The 19,112-nt window shown below is 34.4% G+C and carries 17 protein-coding genes; 9 read left to right on the top strand and 8 right to left on the bottom strand.

All coding sequences use genetic code 11. The annotated features are described in order from the left end of the window. The 5 genes from Y10_RS03700 (at position 1) to mfd (ending at position 7,597) form a co-directional block, all read left to right on the top strand. The gene (locus Y10_RS03700) at positions 1 to 2,469 is read left to right on the top strand and encodes a ligase-associated DNA damage response DEXH box helicase (protein ID WP_281764017.1); all 2,469 of its coding nucleotides are present in this window, start codon (positions 1 to 3) and stop codon (positions 2,467 to 2,469) included. 21 nt (positions 2,470 to 2,490) lie between these two features. Next, positions 2,491 to 2,694 carry a hypothetical protein gene (locus Y10_RS03695; RefSeq protein WP_281764016.1) on the top strand — a complete coding sequence of 68 codons (204 nt, stop codon included), beginning with the start codon at positions 2,491 to 2,493 and terminating at the stop codon, positions 2,692 to 2,694. Then, positions 2,691 to 3,335: a ligase-associated DNA damage response endonuclease PdeM gene (gene pdeM / locus Y10_RS03690; protein ID WP_281764015.1), complete on the top strand. Its 645-nt coding sequence runs from the start codon at positions 2,691 to 2,693 to the stop codon at positions 3,333 to 3,335. Before Y10_RS03695 ends, pdeM begins: the two co-directional genes overlap by 4 nt. Before the next feature lie 76 nt (positions 3,336 to 3,411). Continuing rightward, complete coding sequence (locus Y10_RS03685) at positions 3,412 to 4,197, top strand: tryptophan-rich sensory protein (protein ID WP_281764014.1); 786 nt, start codon at positions 3,412 to 3,414, stop codon at positions 4,195 to 4,197. A 58-nt stretch (positions 4,198 to 4,255) separates the two neighbouring features. Further along, entirely contained in the window at positions 4,256 to 7,597 is a 3,342-nt protein-coding gene (mfd, locus tag Y10_RS03680) for a transcription-repair coupling factor (protein ID WP_281764013.1), read from the top strand. Between the two features lie 63 nt (positions 7,598 to 7,660). Here mfd and Y10_RS03675 read toward each other — a convergent pair whose 3' ends face one another. The 6 genes from Y10_RS03675 to proC form a co-directional block, all read right to left on the bottom strand. Further along, positions 7,661 to 9,853: a M12 family metallo-peptidase gene (locus Y10_RS03675; RefSeq protein WP_281764012.1), complete on the bottom strand. Its 2,193-nt coding sequence runs from the start codon at positions 9,851 to 9,853 to the stop codon at positions 7,661 to 7,663. Positions 9,854 to 9,925: 72 nt separating this feature from the next. Continuing rightward, positions 9,926 to 10,585: an aspartate kinase gene (locus Y10_RS03670; RefSeq protein ID WP_281764011.1), complete on the bottom strand. Its 660-nt coding sequence runs from the start codon at positions 10,583 to 10,585 to the stop codon at positions 9,926 to 9,928. 64 nt (positions 10,586 to 10,649) lie between these two features. Beyond that, complete coding sequence (locus Y10_RS03665) at positions 10,650 to 11,009, bottom strand: YraN family protein (RefSeq protein ID WP_281764010.1); 360 nt, start codon at positions 11,007 to 11,009, stop codon at positions 10,650 to 10,652. 76 nt (positions 11,010 to 11,085) lie between these two features. Next, positions 11,086 to 12,285 (bottom strand): glutamate-5-semialdehyde dehydrogenase, encoded by a 1,200-nt coding sequence (locus Y10_RS03660; protein WP_281764009.1) that lies wholly within the window; start codon positions 12,283 to 12,285, stop codon positions 11,086 to 11,088. A gap of 15 nt (positions 12,286 to 12,300) precedes the next feature. Then, on the bottom strand, positions 12,301 to 13,071 hold the full coding sequence (proB, locus tag Y10_RS03655; protein ID WP_281764008.1) for a glutamate 5-kinase: 771 nt from the start codon (positions 13,069 to 13,071) through the stop codon (positions 12,301 to 12,303). A 17-nt stretch (positions 13,072 to 13,088) separates the two neighbouring features. Further along, positions 13,089 to 13,895 (bottom strand): pyrroline-5-carboxylate reductase, encoded by an 807-nt coding sequence (proC, locus tag Y10_RS03650; RefSeq protein ID WP_281764007.1) that lies wholly within the window; start codon positions 13,893 to 13,895, stop codon positions 13,089 to 13,091. A gap of 711 nt (positions 13,896 to 14,606) precedes the next feature. On the opposite strand from proC, the gene Y10_RS03645 reads away from it, so the two are divergent. Then, entirely contained in the window at positions 14,607 to 15,005 is a 399-nt protein-coding gene (locus Y10_RS03645; protein WP_281764006.1) for an ankyrin repeat domain-containing protein, read from the top strand. An 88-nt stretch (positions 15,006 to 15,093) separates the two neighbouring features. On the opposite strand, the gene rsmI is transcribed toward Y10_RS03645, so the two are convergent. Together rsmI and Y10_RS03635 are read right to left on the bottom strand one after the other, a co-directional pair. Further along, on the bottom strand, positions 15,094 to 15,783 hold the full coding sequence (gene rsmI / locus Y10_RS03640) for a 16S rRNA (cytidine(1402)-2'-O)-methyltransferase (RefSeq protein WP_281764005.1): 690 nt from the start codon (positions 15,781 to 15,783) through the stop codon (positions 15,094 to 15,096). A 31-nt stretch (positions 15,784 to 15,814) separates the two neighbouring features. Further along, positions 15,815 to 16,606, bottom strand: coding sequence for a hypothetical protein (locus Y10_RS03635; RefSeq protein ID WP_281764004.1), 792 nt, complete (start codon positions 16,604 to 16,606; stop codon positions 15,815 to 15,817). 106 nt (positions 16,607 to 16,712) lie between these two features. Here Y10_RS03635 and Y10_RS03630 point away from each other — a divergent pair, with 106 nt between their 5' ends. From Y10_RS03630 to mscL, 3 genes are all read left to right on the top strand, one after another. Next, positions 16,713 to 17,375 carry a thymidine kinase gene (locus Y10_RS03630; protein WP_281764003.1) on the top strand — a complete coding sequence of 221 codons (663 nt, stop codon included), beginning with the start codon at positions 16,713 to 16,715 and terminating at the stop codon, positions 17,373 to 17,375. Continuing rightward, positions 17,359 to 18,465 (top strand): alanine racemase, encoded by a 1,107-nt coding sequence (gene alr / locus Y10_RS03625; protein WP_281764002.1) that lies wholly within the window; start codon positions 17,359 to 17,361, stop codon positions 18,463 to 18,465. Before Y10_RS03630 ends, alr begins: the two co-directional genes overlap by 17 nt. Positions 18,466 to 18,551: 86 nt before the next feature. After that, positions 18,552 to 18,968 carry a large-conductance mechanosensitive channel protein MscL gene (gene mscL / locus Y10_RS03620; RefSeq protein ID WP_281764762.1) on the top strand — a complete coding sequence of 139 codons (417 nt, stop codon included), beginning with the start codon at positions 18,552 to 18,554 and terminating at the stop codon, positions 18,966 to 18,968. Positions 18,969 to 19,112: the final 144 nt, after the last annotated feature.

The following is a 19,112-nucleotide window of genomic DNA, read 5'->3' as shown; positions in this document are numbered from 1 at the left end:
ATGCCCAAAAAACAAGACATTTCATATCATCAAAAAGTAACCGACTGGTTTCAGCAACAAGGCTGGCAACCTTTTCCATTTCAGGAAAAAACATGGAAATCCGTTGCTAAAGGAAAAAACGGCTTGCTTAATGCCCCAACAGGTAGTGGAAAAACGTACGCCCTTTGGATAGGTTTTGTATTAAAGTATCTGCAACAACACCCTGAGGTTTTTACAAAACCTGAAAAAGGTTTAAAAGTTATTTGGGTTACACCCTTACGCGCACTAGCAGCCGAAATACAACAAACCACACAAAGGTTTTGCAATGCTATGGAAATTCCTTTTACCGTAGGTTTACGAACCGGGGACACCTCTACTGCTGAACGTAGCAAGCAAAAAAAGCAAATGCCCGATTTGCTTATTACTACGCCTGAAAGTTTACACTTATTATTAGCCTCAAAAAATTATCCGAAACTATTTAAAAGCCTAGAAGGTATTGTTATAGATGAGTGGCATGAACTACTAGGGTCTAAAAGAGGTGTACAAACAGAGTTGGCTCTTTCTAGATTAAAAACTATTTGTCCTACCATGCTCATCTGGGGCATATCTGCTACCATTGGCAATTTAGAGCAAGCTATGGAAGTACTATTAGGTACCAACAATAGCTACTTAACCAATTCCGTTTTAATAAAATCTAATATTAAAAAGAAAATACGGGTAAGCTCCATTATACCTGAACAAATGGAACGCTTCCCTTGGAGGGGACATTTAGGGTTACATTTATTAGAAGAAATTATACCCATTATTAAAAGCAGTAAAACCTCTTTAATTTTTACCAATACCCGCTCGCAATGTGAGTTATGGTACCAAGCTATATTAGAAGCACATCCTGAATTTGCAGGAGAAATTGCCATGCATCATGGCAGTATTCATAAAGAAACCCGGTTATGGGTAGAAGGTGCTATACGTAATGAAAGTTTAAAAGCGGTAGTATGTACCTCTAGCCTAGACTTAGGAGTAGATTTTGCCCCCGTAGAAACCATTATACAAATAGGAGGCCCTAAAGGAGTGGCACGTTTTTTACAAAGAGCTGGGCGTAGCAATCACCAACCGGGTAAAGAAAGTATCATTTATTTTTTACCTACACATGCCATAGAGCTTATAGAAGCCTCTGCCCTTCAACAAGCCGTAAAAACCACTACGGTAGAAGACCGTATACCGTATTTATTAAGTTTTGATGTATTGGTTCAATACCTCATCACACTAGCCGTTTCAGATGGTTTTCATCCAGATGACATTTTTAAAGAAGTACAAACTACCTTTTGTTTTCAAGCATTAAGTGAAACCCAATGGCTATGGGTTCTTAACTTTATTACCAAGGGTAGCCAAACACTACAAAATTATGACGAGTACCAAAAAGTAACCATAGAAGAAAACGGCACTTACAAAGTAAACAACCGAGGTATTGCCATGAGGCACCGTTTATCTATTGGTACCATTGTTAGTGACGCCATTTTAAAAGTAAAATATGTAAAAGGTCCAGGTATTGGCACTATAGAAGAATGGTTTGTCTCTAAGCTAAAACCTGGTGATGTGTTTACGTTTGCAGGAAGAAATTTAGAACTTTTTCAGATTAAGAATATGCAGGTACTGGTTAAAAAATCAAAAAGTAAAAATGCAAAAGTACCAAGTTGGATGGGCGGGCGCATGAGTTTCTCTTCGCAAATGAGTACACTGCTTAGAGAAGAACTATACAAAGCAAACCACCCTAATAGGTCTAGAGAAATAAAAGCATTATCGCATTTATTTAACAAACAAAAGCAAGAGTCTATTGTACCAGAAGCAGATCAGTTTTTAATAGAAACCTTTAAAACCCGCGAAGGTTACCATACGTTATTCTATCCGTTTGAAGGGAGGTTTGTACATGAAGCCATGGGAAGTTTATTAGCATATAGAATTAGTTTGCTACAACCCATTACCTTTTCTATAGCCTTTAACGATTATGGTTTTGAGCTGTTATCAGATCAAGAAATTAGTATTCAAGAGGTGTTAGACAATGATTTGTTTACCGCAAGGTTTGTTACCGATGATTTACAAAAGAGTTTAAACGCTACCGAAATGGCTCGCAGAAAATTTAGAGATATTGCCGTAATAGCTGGTTTAGTTTTTCAAGGGTACCCAAACAAACTTTTAAAAAGCAAACATTTGCAAAGCAGCTCTCAATTACTTTTTAATGTATTTAAAGACTTTGAACCCGATAACCTTCTCTACCAACAAGCCTATAGAGAAACGTTTGAACATACCTTAGAAGAAGGCAGACTTATACAGGCAATGGAGCGCATTAGCAACCAACAAATAGTTCATAAACAATGTAGTAAGCCAACTCCATTTTCCTTTCCTATTATAACCGATAGATTACGAGAAAAATTGAGTTCGGAAAAAGTTGAGGATCGAATTAAGCGAATGCTTATGCAACTGGAAAAAGATTAATACCTTGCAAAAAAATTAGAAATGAAAAACAGACGTTTTATTGTATTAATAGTTTCCCTAGCATGCTTAATTACGGGATATGTTTGGAATGCAAAAGATACTTTTCAAATGGAAATTGAAGGAAATAATTACATTATATCTTATCAGTTTGTATTTCTATCATTAGCCATTCTTTTAGCCTTAGCATTTTTATTAACCACTCTAATAAAATTGTTTAAAAGGTGACCGAGGACCTTTCTATTGGAAACAATAATTTTATACTTCACCCATCAGGTGCCCTGTTTTGGGTAGAAGAAAAAACCTTATTAGTGGCCGATGTTCATATTGGTAAAACGGCACATTTTAGAAAGCATGGTATAGCTGTACCTACAAATGTATCTCTAGAAAACTTCACCAAACTAAACCGTTTGATTCAGTTTTTTAAGCCTGAAAAAATATGGTTTTTAGGAGATTTATTCCATAGCACTCTAAATAATGAATGGCATTTGTTTGAAAACTGGGTACTACAGCAAAATGCTGCCATAACACTTGTTATAGGAAACCATGATATTATTGCCCCTACCTTATTTAAAAAACTAGGAATTACTATAGTAGCAGAAATAAGAACAGTAGAATTCTTATTTACCCACCACCCTGAAACACACGCTACATTATTTAATTTCTGCGGGCATATTCATCCTGGCTATAAGCTAAGAGGCTTAGGCAAACAACTCTTAAAACTACCTTGTTTTGCAAAAAAAGGAAATCAATTAATTTTACCTGCTTTTGGTGATTTTACCGGTAACTATTACCTCACTAAATCTGAGGCAGATGCCATCTACGCCTGTACAGAAGAAGCCATTTTTCATATAAAAACACATTCTTAGTACTAAATATTTACTAAAAACAAGCTCCTATTTCCTAAAAACTGGAGGTTTAAGTACCTTCACAAAAAAAGAACTTATGGCAAAAAGATTTGCTATTCAAAATTTCATCTCGGTAGTAATAGCCATTTTTATAGGGTATTACACGCAGGCCATTCAATTAAATGGCAACACCATGGCAAGTTTAAGTAAAGAATACTATAACCTGTTTACACCTGCTAATTATGCATTTGCTATTTGGGGTATTATTTATATTGCCTTATTGGTGTTTAGTATTTATCACTTAGTTCAGGTATTTGCTAAAAAGAAATTACCTCAATTTTTGCTACAAACCGGCAATTGGTTTTTTATTGCCAATATAGCCAATGCCGCTTGGGTAGTGGTTTGGTTGCTAGAGCTTACGGGCGTTTCGGTAATAATAATGCTTATACTGCTTTTTTCACTTATAAAAATAATATTGAATACCAATATGGAGCGTTGGAATGCCCCTGCTAAAACTATTGGTTTTAATTGGTGGCCTATTTGTATTTACAGTGGTTGGGTAACAGTAGCTACTGTAGCCAATATAGCTGCCTACCTATCTAAACTAGGCTGGCACGGTGGACCACTTTCAGAAGAGAACTGGACGCTGATTATGATTGTTGTTGCAGTTATTATTAACATTCTGGCCATTTACAAAAGAAATATGCGCGAATTTGGCTTGGTAGGGGTATGGACCTTAATAGCCATTTATATGCGTCACTCAGACACCTATAATACTATTGCTTATACAGCATTAGCGGGTGCTATTATTATTTTCTTATACGCAAGTTATCATGGTTTTAAAAACCGTAAAAGTAATCCGTTTATAAAAAAAGTAAGCTAAGTATAATTTAAACTACTGTGTTGTAACACAGCGTTACAAGCATTATCTTTGCGCCAGCATGAGTAAGTCTAATATCTTAAAAGCTTTTTCACAGTCTTCCCAAACGAAGAAACTGCAGGAAGCTATTACCCTTTCCGAACAAAAAATACACCTTAAAGGTTTAGTTGGTTCATCATTTTCATTTACAATTTCGTCTATATTTAAACAGGCAGATAAACCCTTTCTAATTCTTTTGAATGACAAAGAAGAAGCTGCGTATTACCTGAACGATTTAGAGCAATTGTGCGGTGAAGATAATGTAATGTTCTACCCTGGTAGTTACAGACGCCCATACCAAATAGAAGAAACCGACAATGCCAATGTATTGTTGAGAGCAGAGGTACTTAACCGCATTAATTCTCGTAAAAAACCGGCAATTATTGTTAGTTACCCAGATGCCCTATTTGAAAAGGTGGTTACCAAACAAGAGCTGGAGAAGAACACGCTGAAAATTAAACTTGGTGATACGTTATCGCTAGATTTTGTAAACGAACTACTATTTGAATATGATTTTAAACGCGTAGACTTTGTTACAGAACCTGGAGAATTTTCGGTACGTGGTGGTATTGTAGATGTATTTTCATTTTCTAATGACGAACCTTACCGTATTGAGTTTTTTGGAGATGAAGTAGACAGTATACGAACGTTTGATGTAGAAACACAGTTATCTACCGAAAAGGTAAAGCAGATAACTATAATGCCTAATGTAGAAAACAAATCGTTGAACGAGGTAAGGCAAAGTTTCTTTAAATACATCTCTAAGAAAACGGTTGTTTTTGTAAAAAATATAGATCTGTTAGATAGTAGAATAGACACCCTTTTTCAAAAATCGGTAGAAGTTTTTCAAAAACTATCAGAAGATGTAAAACATGCCAAACCCGAAGAATTATTTACTTCGGCAGCCTTACTAAATAAAGAACTACTCAACTTTACCGTTGCAGAGTTTGGGGCTAAGGCCTTTTTAAAGGCTGATATATTTATTAATTATAAAATTAATCCGCAACCTTCATTCAACAAGCAGTTTGAGTTATTAATAGACAACCTTAACCAGCAGTATGAAGAGGGATATACCAATTATATAGCGTGTGTAAGTGAACAACAAGCAAAACGTTTCCACGATATTTTTGATGAGATGGATACCAAAGTGCACTATACCACTTTTGTACTTTCCATGCATCAAGGTTTTGTAGACGCTGAAAGTAAAATAGCCTGCTACACCGACCACCAAATATTTGAACGTTACCATAAATTCAACCTTAAAAATGGGTATGCTAAAAAGCAAGCACTTACGCTTAAAGAGCTTACCAACTTACAAATTGGCGATTATGTAACCCATATAGATCACGGTATTGGTAAATTTGCTGGCTTACAAAAAATAGATGTAGAAGGCAAAAAGCAAGAAGCCATTAAACTTATTTATGGCGATAGAGATATACTTTACGTAAGCATTCACTCCTTACACAAAATCACCAAATTTAATGGTAAAGACGGGCAAACTCCTAAAATATATAAATTAGGTAGTACCGCTTGGAAAAACCTTAAAAAGAAAACCAAAACCAAGGTTAAGGAAATTGCCTTTAACCTTATTAAACTATATGCTAAACGAAAACTGGATAAAGGTTTTCAATACGGCCCCGATAGTTATTTACAGCACGAGTTAGAAGCCTCTTTCTTATACGAAGATACACCCGACCAAAGCAAAGCCACACAAGACGTAAAGTCTGATATGGAAAGCGAACAGCCAATGGACAGACTTATTTGTGGAGATGTTGGTTTTGGTAAAACCGAGGTAGCCATAAGAGCCGCATTTAAAGCTGTAGATAATGGTAAACAGGTAGCTATTTTAGTACCCACCACCATTTTAGCTTTTCAGCATTACAAATCGTTCTCTAGCAGAATGAAAGATTTTCCGGTACGTGTAGACTATTTAAACAGGTTTAGAACTGCAAAAGAAAAGAAAGAAGTATTAACCGACCTTAAAGCCGGGCATATTGATATTGTTATTGGTACGCACCAGCTTACTAATGCATCGGTAGCTTTTAAAGATTTAGGGCTTTTAATAGTAGATGAAGAGCAAAAGTTTGGGGTATCAGTAAAGGACAAGCTAAAAACTTTAAAAGAAAATGTAGACGTGCTTACCCTAACAGCAACACCCATACCACGTACACTACAGTTTAGTTTAATGGCTGCAAGAGACTTGTCGGTTATCAATACACCACCTCCTAACCGTTACCCAATAGAAAGTCAGGTAATTCAGTTTAATGAAGAAGTGATTAGAGATGCGGTTTCATATGAGATACAAAGAGGTGGGCAAGTATTCTTTATTAATAACCGAATTGAAAATATTAAAGAAGTTGCCGGCATGATTCAGCGTTTGGTTCCAGATGCTAAAATTGGTATTGGACATGGCCAAATGGATGGTAAAAAGCTAGAGCAACTTATGGTAGCATTTATGGATGGCGAATTTGATGTTTTGGTGGCTACTACCATTATTGAAAGTGGTTTAGATGTACCTAATGCAAATACCATTTTTATAAACAATGCCAACAACTTTGGACTGTCTGACTTACACCAAATGCGTGGACGTGTAGGTAGAAGTAATAAAAAAGCATTTTGTTATTTCATTACTCCACCCTACTCTGTGATGACAGAAGATGCACGTAAACGTATACAAGCCTTAGAGCAATTTACAGATTTAGGTAGTGGTTTTAATATTGCCATGAAAGATTTAGAGATTAGAGGTGCCGGAGATATTTTAGGTGGTGAGCAAAGTGGTTTTATGAATGAAATTGGTTTTGAAACCTATCAAAAAATATTGAAAGAAGCTATTGAAGAGCTTAAAGAAAACGAGTTTAAAGACTTATACCCTACCGAGGAAGAAGATAAAGTATATGTAAAAGAAACACAATTAGACAGTGATTTCCAAATACTCTTCCCAGATGATTATATTAATAGCGTTACGGAACGTTTGCAATTATATAACGATCTAAGTAATGTTACTAATGAGGAAGAGTTAAAAACTTACGAACGTAACCTTATAGACCGTTTTGGTCCATTACCTGAAAATGCTGTAGACTTATTAAATAGTGTACGTATTAAATGGATTGCTACCGAAATGGGACTTGAACGTGTAGTACTTAAAAAAGGTAAAATGGTGGGCTATTTTATAGCGGACCAACAAAGTGCCTTCTATCAGAGTCCACGTTTCAGCAAAGTAATGCAATATATACAACAACTAAAAGGTAAAGGTACCATGAAAGAAAAAGAGACCCGAAACGGTTTACGATTACTCATTACCTTTGATAAAGTAACCTCCGTAAATAAAGCATTAGATTTATTAGAAATTTTCCAGCACATGTAATATTAAAAAAGCCTGCTTAAACTGTTAAGCAGGCTTTTTTATTTTAGCTATACGTTTATTTTCTTAGTATTTAACTACTTTAAAATTAGCTTGATTACCATTTACATCAATGGTAAAGAAATATGTACCCGAAGCAAACTTAGACAAATTCACTGTAGTTTCTGTTAACCCAGGTTCAGCAGCATATAAAAGCTGTCCTGTTGTATTATAAACTTCCACCTTGTTAATCTGTAAAGCAGCATCAATATTCACGATACCCGATGTAGGGTTAGGATAATAGGTGAAATCTACCAACTCATTTGCATCTATACCCATAGCATCTGAACAAGATACATTTGCCACCCAACCTAATTCAGTTACATACGGATCTGAAATAAGTTGAAAGGTTAATGAACCATCTGGAGCTGTAGATGTAAAAATACCAGGAGCAATATTACCTGTTAACCCATTAGGAGTTAATAGTGGGTAAGTAGTATCTGGCCCGTTATACACATATAAATAATCATAATCTGTTTCCAAGAAAAAATCGGTAAACTCAACTGTAGCAACTTTACCAGATTGGTTAGGTGTAAAGGTTCTAACAATAGTTTGATCATCACCATAATCACCAACAGTTCCGCCTGTATCGGTAAAAACAAATCCACCACAAACATCTCCATTGGTAGCAAAAACATCTGTTTTCACAGTAGAAGTTATCCCCGAAGTACAAACAGGTCTAATTCTAATTCTATAGTATGAGTTACTATTTAATCCTGTAGCCGTATAAGAATTTCCTGTTACGGTTGTATAAGTAACAAACATAGGCAATGCCGCGTAAGGTGACACAGCCACTTCAAACTGACCTACACTATTACCCGAGTTCCAGGTAATAACAGCTGAATTATCAGTAATATTTGTTGCTTGTACATCATACACCATATTAATACAAGTACTAATACAATCTGTACTTAAACAAGAAGAACCATCTATAGCCCCTTGAATTGCAGCAGTAGGCTGAAAACCAAAGCCATTGGAAAAATTAATACCCACACCCGAAATTAAATGACAATAACTCATAAGAGAACCTCCGTTTGTTGGTATAGGTCCAGTTACACAAGACCCTTCTTGGTATCCGGCAGTTTGTCCGCAACCATCTATTACAGTGCCATTTCCATTCCAAACACAAGCGTGTGTATGTCTAGAACCCAAAACATGTCCAAACTCATGGGTTATCACCATCACAGTCCAAGAATATGTTGGAACCGTGTTATAGTTAATACTAACATCTGAATATGCTCTATTAGAATCTGTACACAAACCATCAATTGTAGAAGCTAAACCTCCTAAACCACCAGCATCAATACCAATTAGCTGACCTACATCTGCGTTAAAAAATCCTCTATTTTGATAAAAAAGATTCAAATTTTCTCCAGAGGTTGTTCCCGTATAAGGGTCGGTAGTTGTCCAAATAAACAAATCGTTTAAAGAAACAGTAATACCGTCATTATTGTATAAAGTTTGTACGTTATTAAAAACTGAAGTCATCCAGTTGGTTGTTGCGGTTACATCACTACCATTTTGAAGATACAAATCGTTATCCAACTCAAAATACATAGTTACACAGTTAGTGGTATTTACTGTACCTGTTTCAGTAGCTTTTAATCCTTGATCTGTTGGTAACTCTTCACGTGGATCTAAATCTTCCGTGTGACATTCAAAATCTAATCCGGTAACTAAATCTTTATCATTATAAATAATATATGCAGAATCAGGGTTTTGTCCGGTTAATTCTCCTACAACAATATTTCCTAATCGCTCAGAAGACAAAACACCATTTAATTCACCTTGAAAAAAGTTAAGTGATACTACCGAAGCAGTTTCTCCTTCAATAATACCTCTATAATATACTCCTGGGGTATAGGCTACATCAGTAGCTTTATCGGTATTAAGTGTAAAGCCATCTGTAAATAGATCTACTTTATACAAAGTAGCCGTTAATGTTTCTTGAATATAAGGAATTTCTACCTGAATAGTTTCATAGGCATTGTTTACAACATTTGTAACATCCTGCGAATTCATTGTAGCGTATACTGCTTCTGTAACCGCCTTTGTAGCGGCATCTGTAGCAACAGAAGCATCTTCATTCAACACCTGGAACAAAGGAAAATTTGCTCCTGATTTTTTAAGTAAATTAATCTTTTTGGCAACCTCCTGTTGTGCATGTATAGAACATATACCTGCAAACAAAAAGAAGACTAAAAATAAAGTTTTTTTCATTGCTTTAAGAATATAATATAAAACAACAAAGCAAACTTATTTTAGGTAAAATTCAAAGCTTTAACGTATTTATTATAGACTCTTCAAGTCTTTCATTACTTTAAATGCTTTATCTATTTGTTCTTCTGCTACAATAATAGTAAACTCATTAGAAGTAGAAATAACCTCATTAATAGTGATACCTTCCCACGCCAAACGTTGGAAAATAAAATAATAAATACCCGGAGTAGAAACGTTATCTTCTGGTAGTTTTACTGAAATTGAAGACAAGTTTTCTAATTTTTGCGTTTGTTTCTCCAAACGAAATGTTTCCTCTACAACAGGTTGCATGGTATTACTGATAACAATATTTATTTCGTTAACACCACGAGAAGAAGTATAAAATACATCCTTATTCTTATTAATCTCTTTTAACAATTGAGACTGACTATTCAAAATTGTTTCAGATACTAAAAAGGTATAATCTGTAAGGGAAGAACGCACTGTAATTTCTCCAATATTTTTAAGTACTTTCAAAATCTTGTGAGTAGCTCTAAATTCCATATCAGCAGACAGCCTTTTCAGTGCCATTACTACGGCTCCACTTCTTACTTCCTTACCAAGATCTTCTTGTATATCTTCTTTAATTACCCTTGACAAAGAAGTCAAGTTAATAATACCTTGAGCCAAAGCACTTTGTAAAAAAGGTTTAGACTTAATGTAATCTTCTACAACTGAGGATATTGTTTTCATAAGGTTGATTTTGTTTCTCAAAAATAAAACATTTTGTTGTAAATACAACATTTCATTAAATTTTTTAGAAAAAGTAAAATGCATCTTCAATATGATTAACATAAAAGCCTTCTTTTTGCCTTAAAATTGCTATTATATCAAATCTTACCTCAGCATCTAGGTCATTCAAATCAATATAATTATTCACAGCCTCCATTAATAATCTAATTTTTTTCTTGTTCACAGCCTGCTCAGGGTTACCAAAATAAGCATTCTTTCTAGCCTTAACTTCTACCACTATTAAGGTATTATTTTTAAATGCCAGAATATCTATCTCTGCTTTTCTGTAATAATAGTTTTGTGCCAATATCTCATACCCCGAACTTTTTAAATGGCGCACTGCTTTTTCCTCTGCCTCTTTACCAAAATCATTATGATCTGCCATTAGATTTTTGAAGTAAGATATAAAAAAAGGGGAACCGTAAATTACGGTTCCCCTTACTGTGTATAATTAGAAAGCGTTATACTCTTACTTGTCCGTCTCCGAACACATAATACTTGTTAGTGGTTAACTGTTTTAACCCAAGCGGACCTCTATGGTGTAACTTGTCAGTACTAATGGCTAGCTCTGCACCTACACCCATCTGACCACCATCGGTAAATCGTGTAGACGCATTATGGTAAACTGCAGCACTATCTACCTGTTGCATAAATGCAAAGGCAGCCTCTTTATCTTCTGTCATAATAGTAGATGAATGTCCACCAGAATAGGTATTTATCTTTTCAATGGCCGTATCTACATTATCTGTCATGCCAATAATACATTGCATTGCTAAAAACTCTTCATACCATATAGTATTATCTGAAATAACCTGTTCTTCAGTAAGTACTTTAGCAACCTCACCATCTACAAGTACTTTTACCCCTTCTTCCTTTAAAACAGCATTCAAATCTTTCAATTTCTTCTCAAGATCTGGTAATTGAGCATCAAACAAAATTTTATCTAGCGCATTACATGCCGATATTTTGTGTGTTTTAGCATTTACAATTACTTTCACCGTTTTATCCCAATCGGCATCTTTATGTACATATAGGAAATTATTACCTCTACCACTTATTAACACTGCACATTGTGCATGTTCTTTAACAAAGGCAATTAAACGCTCACCACCTCTAGGAACAATCAAATCTAATTTTTGATCTGGGTTCTTAAGAAATGCTTGTGTTTCTTCTCTATTAAGGGTTAACAGCTGGATCCAATCATTTGCTAAACCATTTTCTGCTAATGCCATGTGCCAGCAGTTAACAAGCTCTTTATTACTATGTACAGCCTCTTTACCACCTTTTAGTAAGATTTTATTATTTGCCTTGAAAGCTAGTACTGCTGCCTCAATAGTAACATCTGGTCTAGATTCATAGATAATCATAATAGTACCAAACGGAGCTGTTTTATTTATTATGTTTAATCCATTATCTAAGGTTAAGCTAGAAATTTCAGTATTTACAGGATCTTCTTGTTCCATTACCTCCGTAACAGACTGAATCATTCCATCTACTTTTTTATCATCTACTACCAATCTATCATACATAGCTCTATCCTCTTTATTAAAAGCGTCAAGATCTTTTTTATTGGCCTCAATAATTTCTTTCCTACGCTTACCTAAAATGGTAATCATAGATTTTAAAACTTTATTCTTTATATCTGTCGTCATTAATTTCATATCGTCCTTTCTTTTTTAAGCGGTTATTTTTGTTCCTACAGACTTACCGTTTACAATATCCACTATAATATTCTCGGTTTTACCATTTGCTATAAATGTTGGAATATCTTTTTTAGCGGTTGCCTTAGCAATATGAAGTTTAGAAGCCATACCACCTCTACCTTCTGCTTCACCTTTGCGGTTTTCAGCAACATACTTTTCAACATTCTCAGCTACTTTTACATTCTGGATTAGTTTGGTATTATCATCCTCTGGATGTCCGTCATATAATCCATCAGTATCAGTTAGCATAATCATCATATCTGCATTAATCAATTCTGCAACTAAACTAGCAAGCTCATCGTTATCGGTAAACATACTACTTGTTAAAGATACGGCATCATCTTCATTTGCAATGGGCACTACCCCTTCAGATAACAAGCCTTCATAACAATTTACCATATTCTTTCTATGCTCACCAGGGTTAAAATCTCTTTTAGTAGCTAGCACCTGAGCACACTTCATACCATAATCATGAAAAATATTATAATATAAGCGCATCATACGTGGTTGCCCTATAGCACTAAACACCTGACGTCTCATTCCTTTATCCTCAATAGTACTTTCACCAAGCACTTCTTTCCCTGCAATTACAGATCCTGAAGATACCAGAACAGTCATAATATTTTCTTCATATAACTGTGCCACTTGCTTTACCAAATGTTCAATTACAGGTCTTACTATTCTATTGTCTTTGTTAGTCATTACGTTGGTACCAACTTTAATAACTACGCGTTTATCGTACATTTCTTTTTCTTTAAAATTTATTTTTCTTTCCCTAATTCAACAGCTCTATCAAAAGCGGCATAAGCAGCTTCCTTTATAAGCTCTTTTACATTGTTATCTTCCATAGAATCTAATGCAGCTCTCGTAGTACCTCCTTTAGAGGCTACTCTATCCATCCATGTGTTTGGAGAAAGATCTGACTGATTGAACAGCTCTACCGCACCATCAAAAGTTTGGGTAACCAAAACTTTAGAATCTTCTGTAGAGAATCCCATTTTAAGGGCTGCTTCCATCATAGATTGCATGAAGTAAAACACGTATGCAGGACCACTACCAGATATACCGGTAGAGGCATCAATAAATTTTTCTGAACTTACTTTTAAAGATTTCCCTGTAGTGTTTAATAAACTTTCTACGGTGATTAGCTCTAATCTAGAAACCTCTTGGCTAGCAGTAAAGCTAGTAACCCCTTTACCCACCTGTGCTGGTAAGTTAGGCATTGCTCTTACTACTTTATCAATTCCTATAGAAGACTGCATAGTGTCAATTGTTACACCTGCCATAATAGAAATTACAATTTGATCATTGGTAACTAATTCTTTCATTTTGGCAAATAACTCTGCACTATGAAAAGGTTTTACCGCTACAAATATGATATCTGCTTTAGGCAAACATAAATCTAGCTGATCATACACATCAAAATGTTCAATTTTTTCTAATGATAATAACTTTTCAGGAGAATTATCTAAGATCATTAAATCTTTCTTTTTTAAAAATCTTGACTTAGACATTGCTTGGGCATAGGTGAGACCCATATTTCCTGCACCTATAACTAAAACTTTCATGTATTAGTTTTGTTTTGAATTAATATTTAAATTTTCTGATACAAAATTCCTCAAATACTGGCGTTTATGCCATTTTTAGCTATAGAGATTATTGAAGTTAAACCAGATACTATAAATAATTTCGATAGGTATTGACAAAGAAAATTTTTTTTATCTATCGATTAAAGGTTATAAAAATTCGCTTATCCCTTAACCCTTGTAGGATAACAGATTTTCTTAAAATCCAAAAAAAGTGAATGAAATTGACCCATTTTTTAATAAAGAATTGGTGTTTTAAGGCATGTTAAAAAATGTTAAGCCCATTTTACTGCGAAAAAAAGACCTTAGAAAAATCGACGAACACTTACATGTCGTCAAACTATCATTGTAAAAGTTCAGTTTATTACTACAATAAAAAGTAGTTTTAACTTATAAATAATCATATTTTTTTATTCCGTACCGTTAATTGTAAAAATTACTAAAACGTAATAGTTTTAACCCTACGTTTTAAGAAAAAACAGTCATACCAAACATCTCTATCAAAAACCCATAAACCACACTAGTTTTATTGATTTATCAATATTAAACCATATAAATGAAAATATGTTAAAAAAACTTTAAATAATTACTTTTCTGTAACAATTAAATAAATTCACAGTCTATTAATAACGAGTAAGACACTCAAATAAACATAAATCATTCATTAAAAAAAATCGAAAAACATCATTCATTATGAAAAAATCAATTTTAACCTTCGTTTTAGCTTTAGTAGCTGTTGTATCATTTGCAAATAATATGGTTACTGAACCTGTTGTAGAACCTGTAGAAACTGATGTGACAGTTTTAAACTCTGCATTAAATCCTTTTTGTAAAGCCATAGTTTTAGGTAAACTAGATGTGGTAAAACAAATGATAGAATTAGGAGAAGATGTAAATCAAAAATGCTTAGGAAAAACTCCAGCAATGTATGCTGCTAGATATAATAAAGTAGAAATTTTCAGATTATTGGTTGCTAATGGAGCTAATCTTTCTATTAAATCTGATAAAGAAGATTTTACCGCTGAAAAATTTGCTGAGTTATCAAATGCCACTGAAATTATTGCTATTATCACTAGCGAGGGGCAAGTTTAAAAATAAAGTTTAGTAAACTAATTCGAGACATTTCATCTCGATTGTCAAGTCAATCAAAAAATATGAAGAAAGTGATATGCGTTGCATATCACTTTTTTTTGCCTTCTACTATAATTACAATTTCACCCTTGGGTGGCTTTGTTTCAAAATGTTTTAATACCTCTTCTGCACTTCCTCTAACTGTTTCTTCATGTAGTTTACTCAATTCTCTGCAAACCACCACCTTTCTATCGGCTCCAAAATATGCAACAAAATTAGTTAAGGTTTTTATCAACTTATGAGGCGATTCATAAAAAATGATAGTTCTGGTTTCTTCTGCCAACAGTTGCAATCTGGTTTGTCTTCCTTTCTTAACAGGTAAAAAACCTTCAAACACAAACTTATCATTAGGTAAACCACTATTTACTAGGGCAGGTACAAAGGCCGTAGCACCCGGTAAACATTCTACCTCTATGCCTTGCTCTACACAGGCACGCGTTAATAAAAATCCGGGATCTGATATAGCAGGTGTTCCTGCATCACTAATTAAAGCAGCAGACTCTCCCCTTTGTAGTCTACCAATAACGGTTTCTACCGTTTTATGCTCATTATGCATGTGATGGCTAAACATTTGCGTTGTTATCTCAAAGTGTTTTAACAACTTCCCAGAAGTTCTGGTATCTTCTGCTAAAATAAAATCAACCTCTTTTAAAACTCTAATGGCTCTAAAAGTCATATCCTCTAAATTACCAATAGGGGTAGGAACAATATATAATTTAACCGGTAATTCTGAACTCATATATACTAATTACAACTGTATCTACTAATTGTTAATCAAACTTCTTCTCTACAATGGCAAAAAAACGTACTTCATACTCTTCTTTACCTTCCCAATTATTGTAGTCTGGTTTTACCATTTGGTCTACAAACATTTTAGCATCTTCAAAAGAGTTTGCTGTATTTAATTGAGAAATCACACGGTTGTAATCTTCATTGTTACCGCCAAATAAATGCTTTACAAAGCCTATTCTGTCGTTTAATCCTATTTGAATACCATGACGAAATGCTTTATCGTTTAACGATTTCGGCTTCCCTTCTTTCTTTACTTCTGGTGTTACCGGTGTTACAGGCTTAACCTCTTCAAATAAAGTTTCAGATATAATAGTTTGTTCTGCTATTTTTTCCTCTTCAATGGTTACTTCTTCTTTAGTTACCGAAGTAGTAAACTCATCTTTTTTCACAAACATAGCTTCAGAAGAAAATCCTTGCAAAATATCTTCTAAAGTTTCTGCCTCCGATTCTTTTTCGGGCATTTCTTCTACCATACCTTTAATAGTATCCATTAAAGGAGATACAATATCATCTTCATTTGGGTTACTTTCGGGTACCTGTGTGTTGTTGGTCATTACATTACCCGCCATTTCTTCAAACTTTTCTATCACCTCACTCTTACCAATAGTAGGCTGCACCTCTCCAAAATGTTCTTCAACAAATTTTAAGACAGTAAGTTTTTCATATAATTTTCTAGTTTCTTCCAACAACGCATCTACATCCTCTTTGCCCTTTAATTTCAACACCTTATGGGCTATACTAATTAGCTCAGACTCTAGTTTCTTTTTCATATTTTAAATTTTAAGCAAATTGCTACCATAGTTTTTTGATAAATTTGCATAAGCTTGTTAGCTTTACAAAAAGCAATATAATAGCTTTAGACCTGAAAATTACAAAATGTTTCTCGAAAATACTGTTAATCACAAAGAACAATTTGGTTGGATAGAAGTAATATGCGGATCCATGTTCTCCGGTAAAACCGAAGAGCTCATCCGAAGACTTAAAAGAGCCCAGTTTGCCAAACAACGTGTTGAAATTTTTAAACCAACGGTAGATACACGTTATGATGAAGAAATGGTAGTGTCACACGACGCTAATGAAATTACCTCTACTCCGGTACCCGCTGCTGCTAATATTAGGTTACTAGCAGATGGCTGCGATGTTGTAGGTATTGACGAAGCTCAATTTTTTGACGATGAAATTGTAGCGGTTTGTAATGACCTTGCCAATAGTGGCATTAGAGTTATAGTTGCCGGATTAGACATGGACTTTAAAGGAAACCCCTTTGGACCAATGCCTGCACTTATGGCTACTGCAGAGTATGTTACTAAAGTACACGCTGTCTGCACCAGAACAGGTAACCTAGCGCATTTTAGCCACCGTAAATCTAGTAACGATAACTTAGTGTTACTAGGTGAGACGGAAGAATATGAACCCCTAAGCAGAGCTGCTTTTTATAAAGTAATGCTAAAAGAAAAATTAAATAAATTAGAGGTAAAAGACCCTAACCAACTACCTTTTAAAAAAGACGTAGATACTAAAGATGCCGAAGGCGAATGAAACGATTTTAGAAATTGACTTAAAAGCGCTTACTCATAACTATGAGTTTCTTAAGTCTAAACTACAACCACAAACAAAGTTTTTAGCTGTAGTAAAAGCTTTTTCATACGGAAACGATTCTGTACCCATTGCTAAACACCTTGAAAAATTAGGTGCCGATTATTTTGCTGTGGCATATACGGGAGAAGGTACAGAGTTACGCGATGCCGGAATAACCAAACCCATTTTGGTGCTGCACCCGCAAAAGGTAAACCTAGCCACCATTATTAATAGATGTCTTGAACCTAGTATATACTCTAAAAAAACATTGTTAGAGTTTATAGAGGTAGCACAGAAGCAACAACAAACGGCATACCCTATTCACCTAAAATTTAATACCGGTTTAAATCGTTTAGGGTTCGATTTGCAAGATGTACCTTTTATTTTAGAAACTTTATCTAAAACCAATACTGTAAAAGTAGCCTCGTGTTTTTCGCACTTAGCTGCTTCAGAAGACTTAAGTGAAGCTGACTTTACTAAAGGTCAGATTACATTATTTAAAACTATTACAGAAACCTTTATTCCTAAATTAGGATATCAACCCATACTTCATCAATGCAATACATCGGGTATATTAAACTACCCTGAAGCGCATTTTAATATGGTACGTAGCGGTATTGGCTTGTATGGTTTTGGTAACGATAAAAAATATGAACACAACTTTATACCTATAGCTTCTCTAAAAACCGTAATTTCTCAAATACACACTTTACAGCCGGGAGATAGCCTAGGATATAACCGTGGATTGATTACCAAAAAAATAATGAAAACGGCCACCTTACCTATTGGACACGCAGACGGACTTACCCGTATTTATGGTAAAGGAAAAGGCTTTGTATATATAAATGATATAAAAGCACCTATTGTAGGCAACGTTTGTATGGATATGGTTATGGTAGATGTAACCCATATAAATTGTGAAGAAGGAGATGAAGTAATTGTATTTGATAGAACATATACCGCAGAAGCTCTTGCTGAAGCTGCTGGCACTATCTCTTATGAGCTTATTACCGATTTATCTAAAAGAATAAAACGTACCTTTTTACAGTAAGCCTAACATTTCTCAAACAAGTATTTAACACATCACATTATTTTTTTTCTTAAATTACAATGACTAACGATATAAAAAAATCAGGTATGGCATTTTTAAAAGATTTTAAAGCCTTTTTACTTAAAGGAGATATTGTAAAACTTTCTACAGCGGTAATTATAGGAGGTGCTTTTGGTAAAATTGTTACCTCATTCACCAATGATATTATTATGCCTCCACTAGGTATGGTATTAGGTAACACTAAGTTTACCGATTTAAAAGTGATACTAAAAGAAGCTACCATTGACGCCGCCAACGGAACTGTACTTACTCCTGAAGTAGCTATTAGATATGGTAACTTTTTACAAGTGGTAATAGACTTTATAATTATTGGTTTCTTTATTTATTGGGCTTTAAAAGCATATGAAAAAACACAGAAAAAAGAAGAACCAAAACCAGCTGCTCCTAAAGGGCCTACTCAAGAAGAGTTACTTACAGAAATTAGAGATTTACTAAAAAAGTAAACTTAAAAAACATTCAATCTCGATTATCGAGTTAATAAAAATACGCCGTGTAACCGCTACACTGCATCAATAAATGTTATGTTTCACTAAACCGCTCCCATAAAGAGCGGTCTTTTTGTTATAAAAATAACTTTTTGTTATATT

Source organism: Neptunitalea lumnitzerae, from assembly GCF_027924185.1.
Lineage (GTDB): Bacteria > Bacteroidota > Bacteroidia > Flavobacteriales > Flavobacteriaceae > Neptunitalea > Neptunitalea lumnitzerae.
This window is presented reverse-complemented; position numbering and strand designations above follow the sequence as displayed.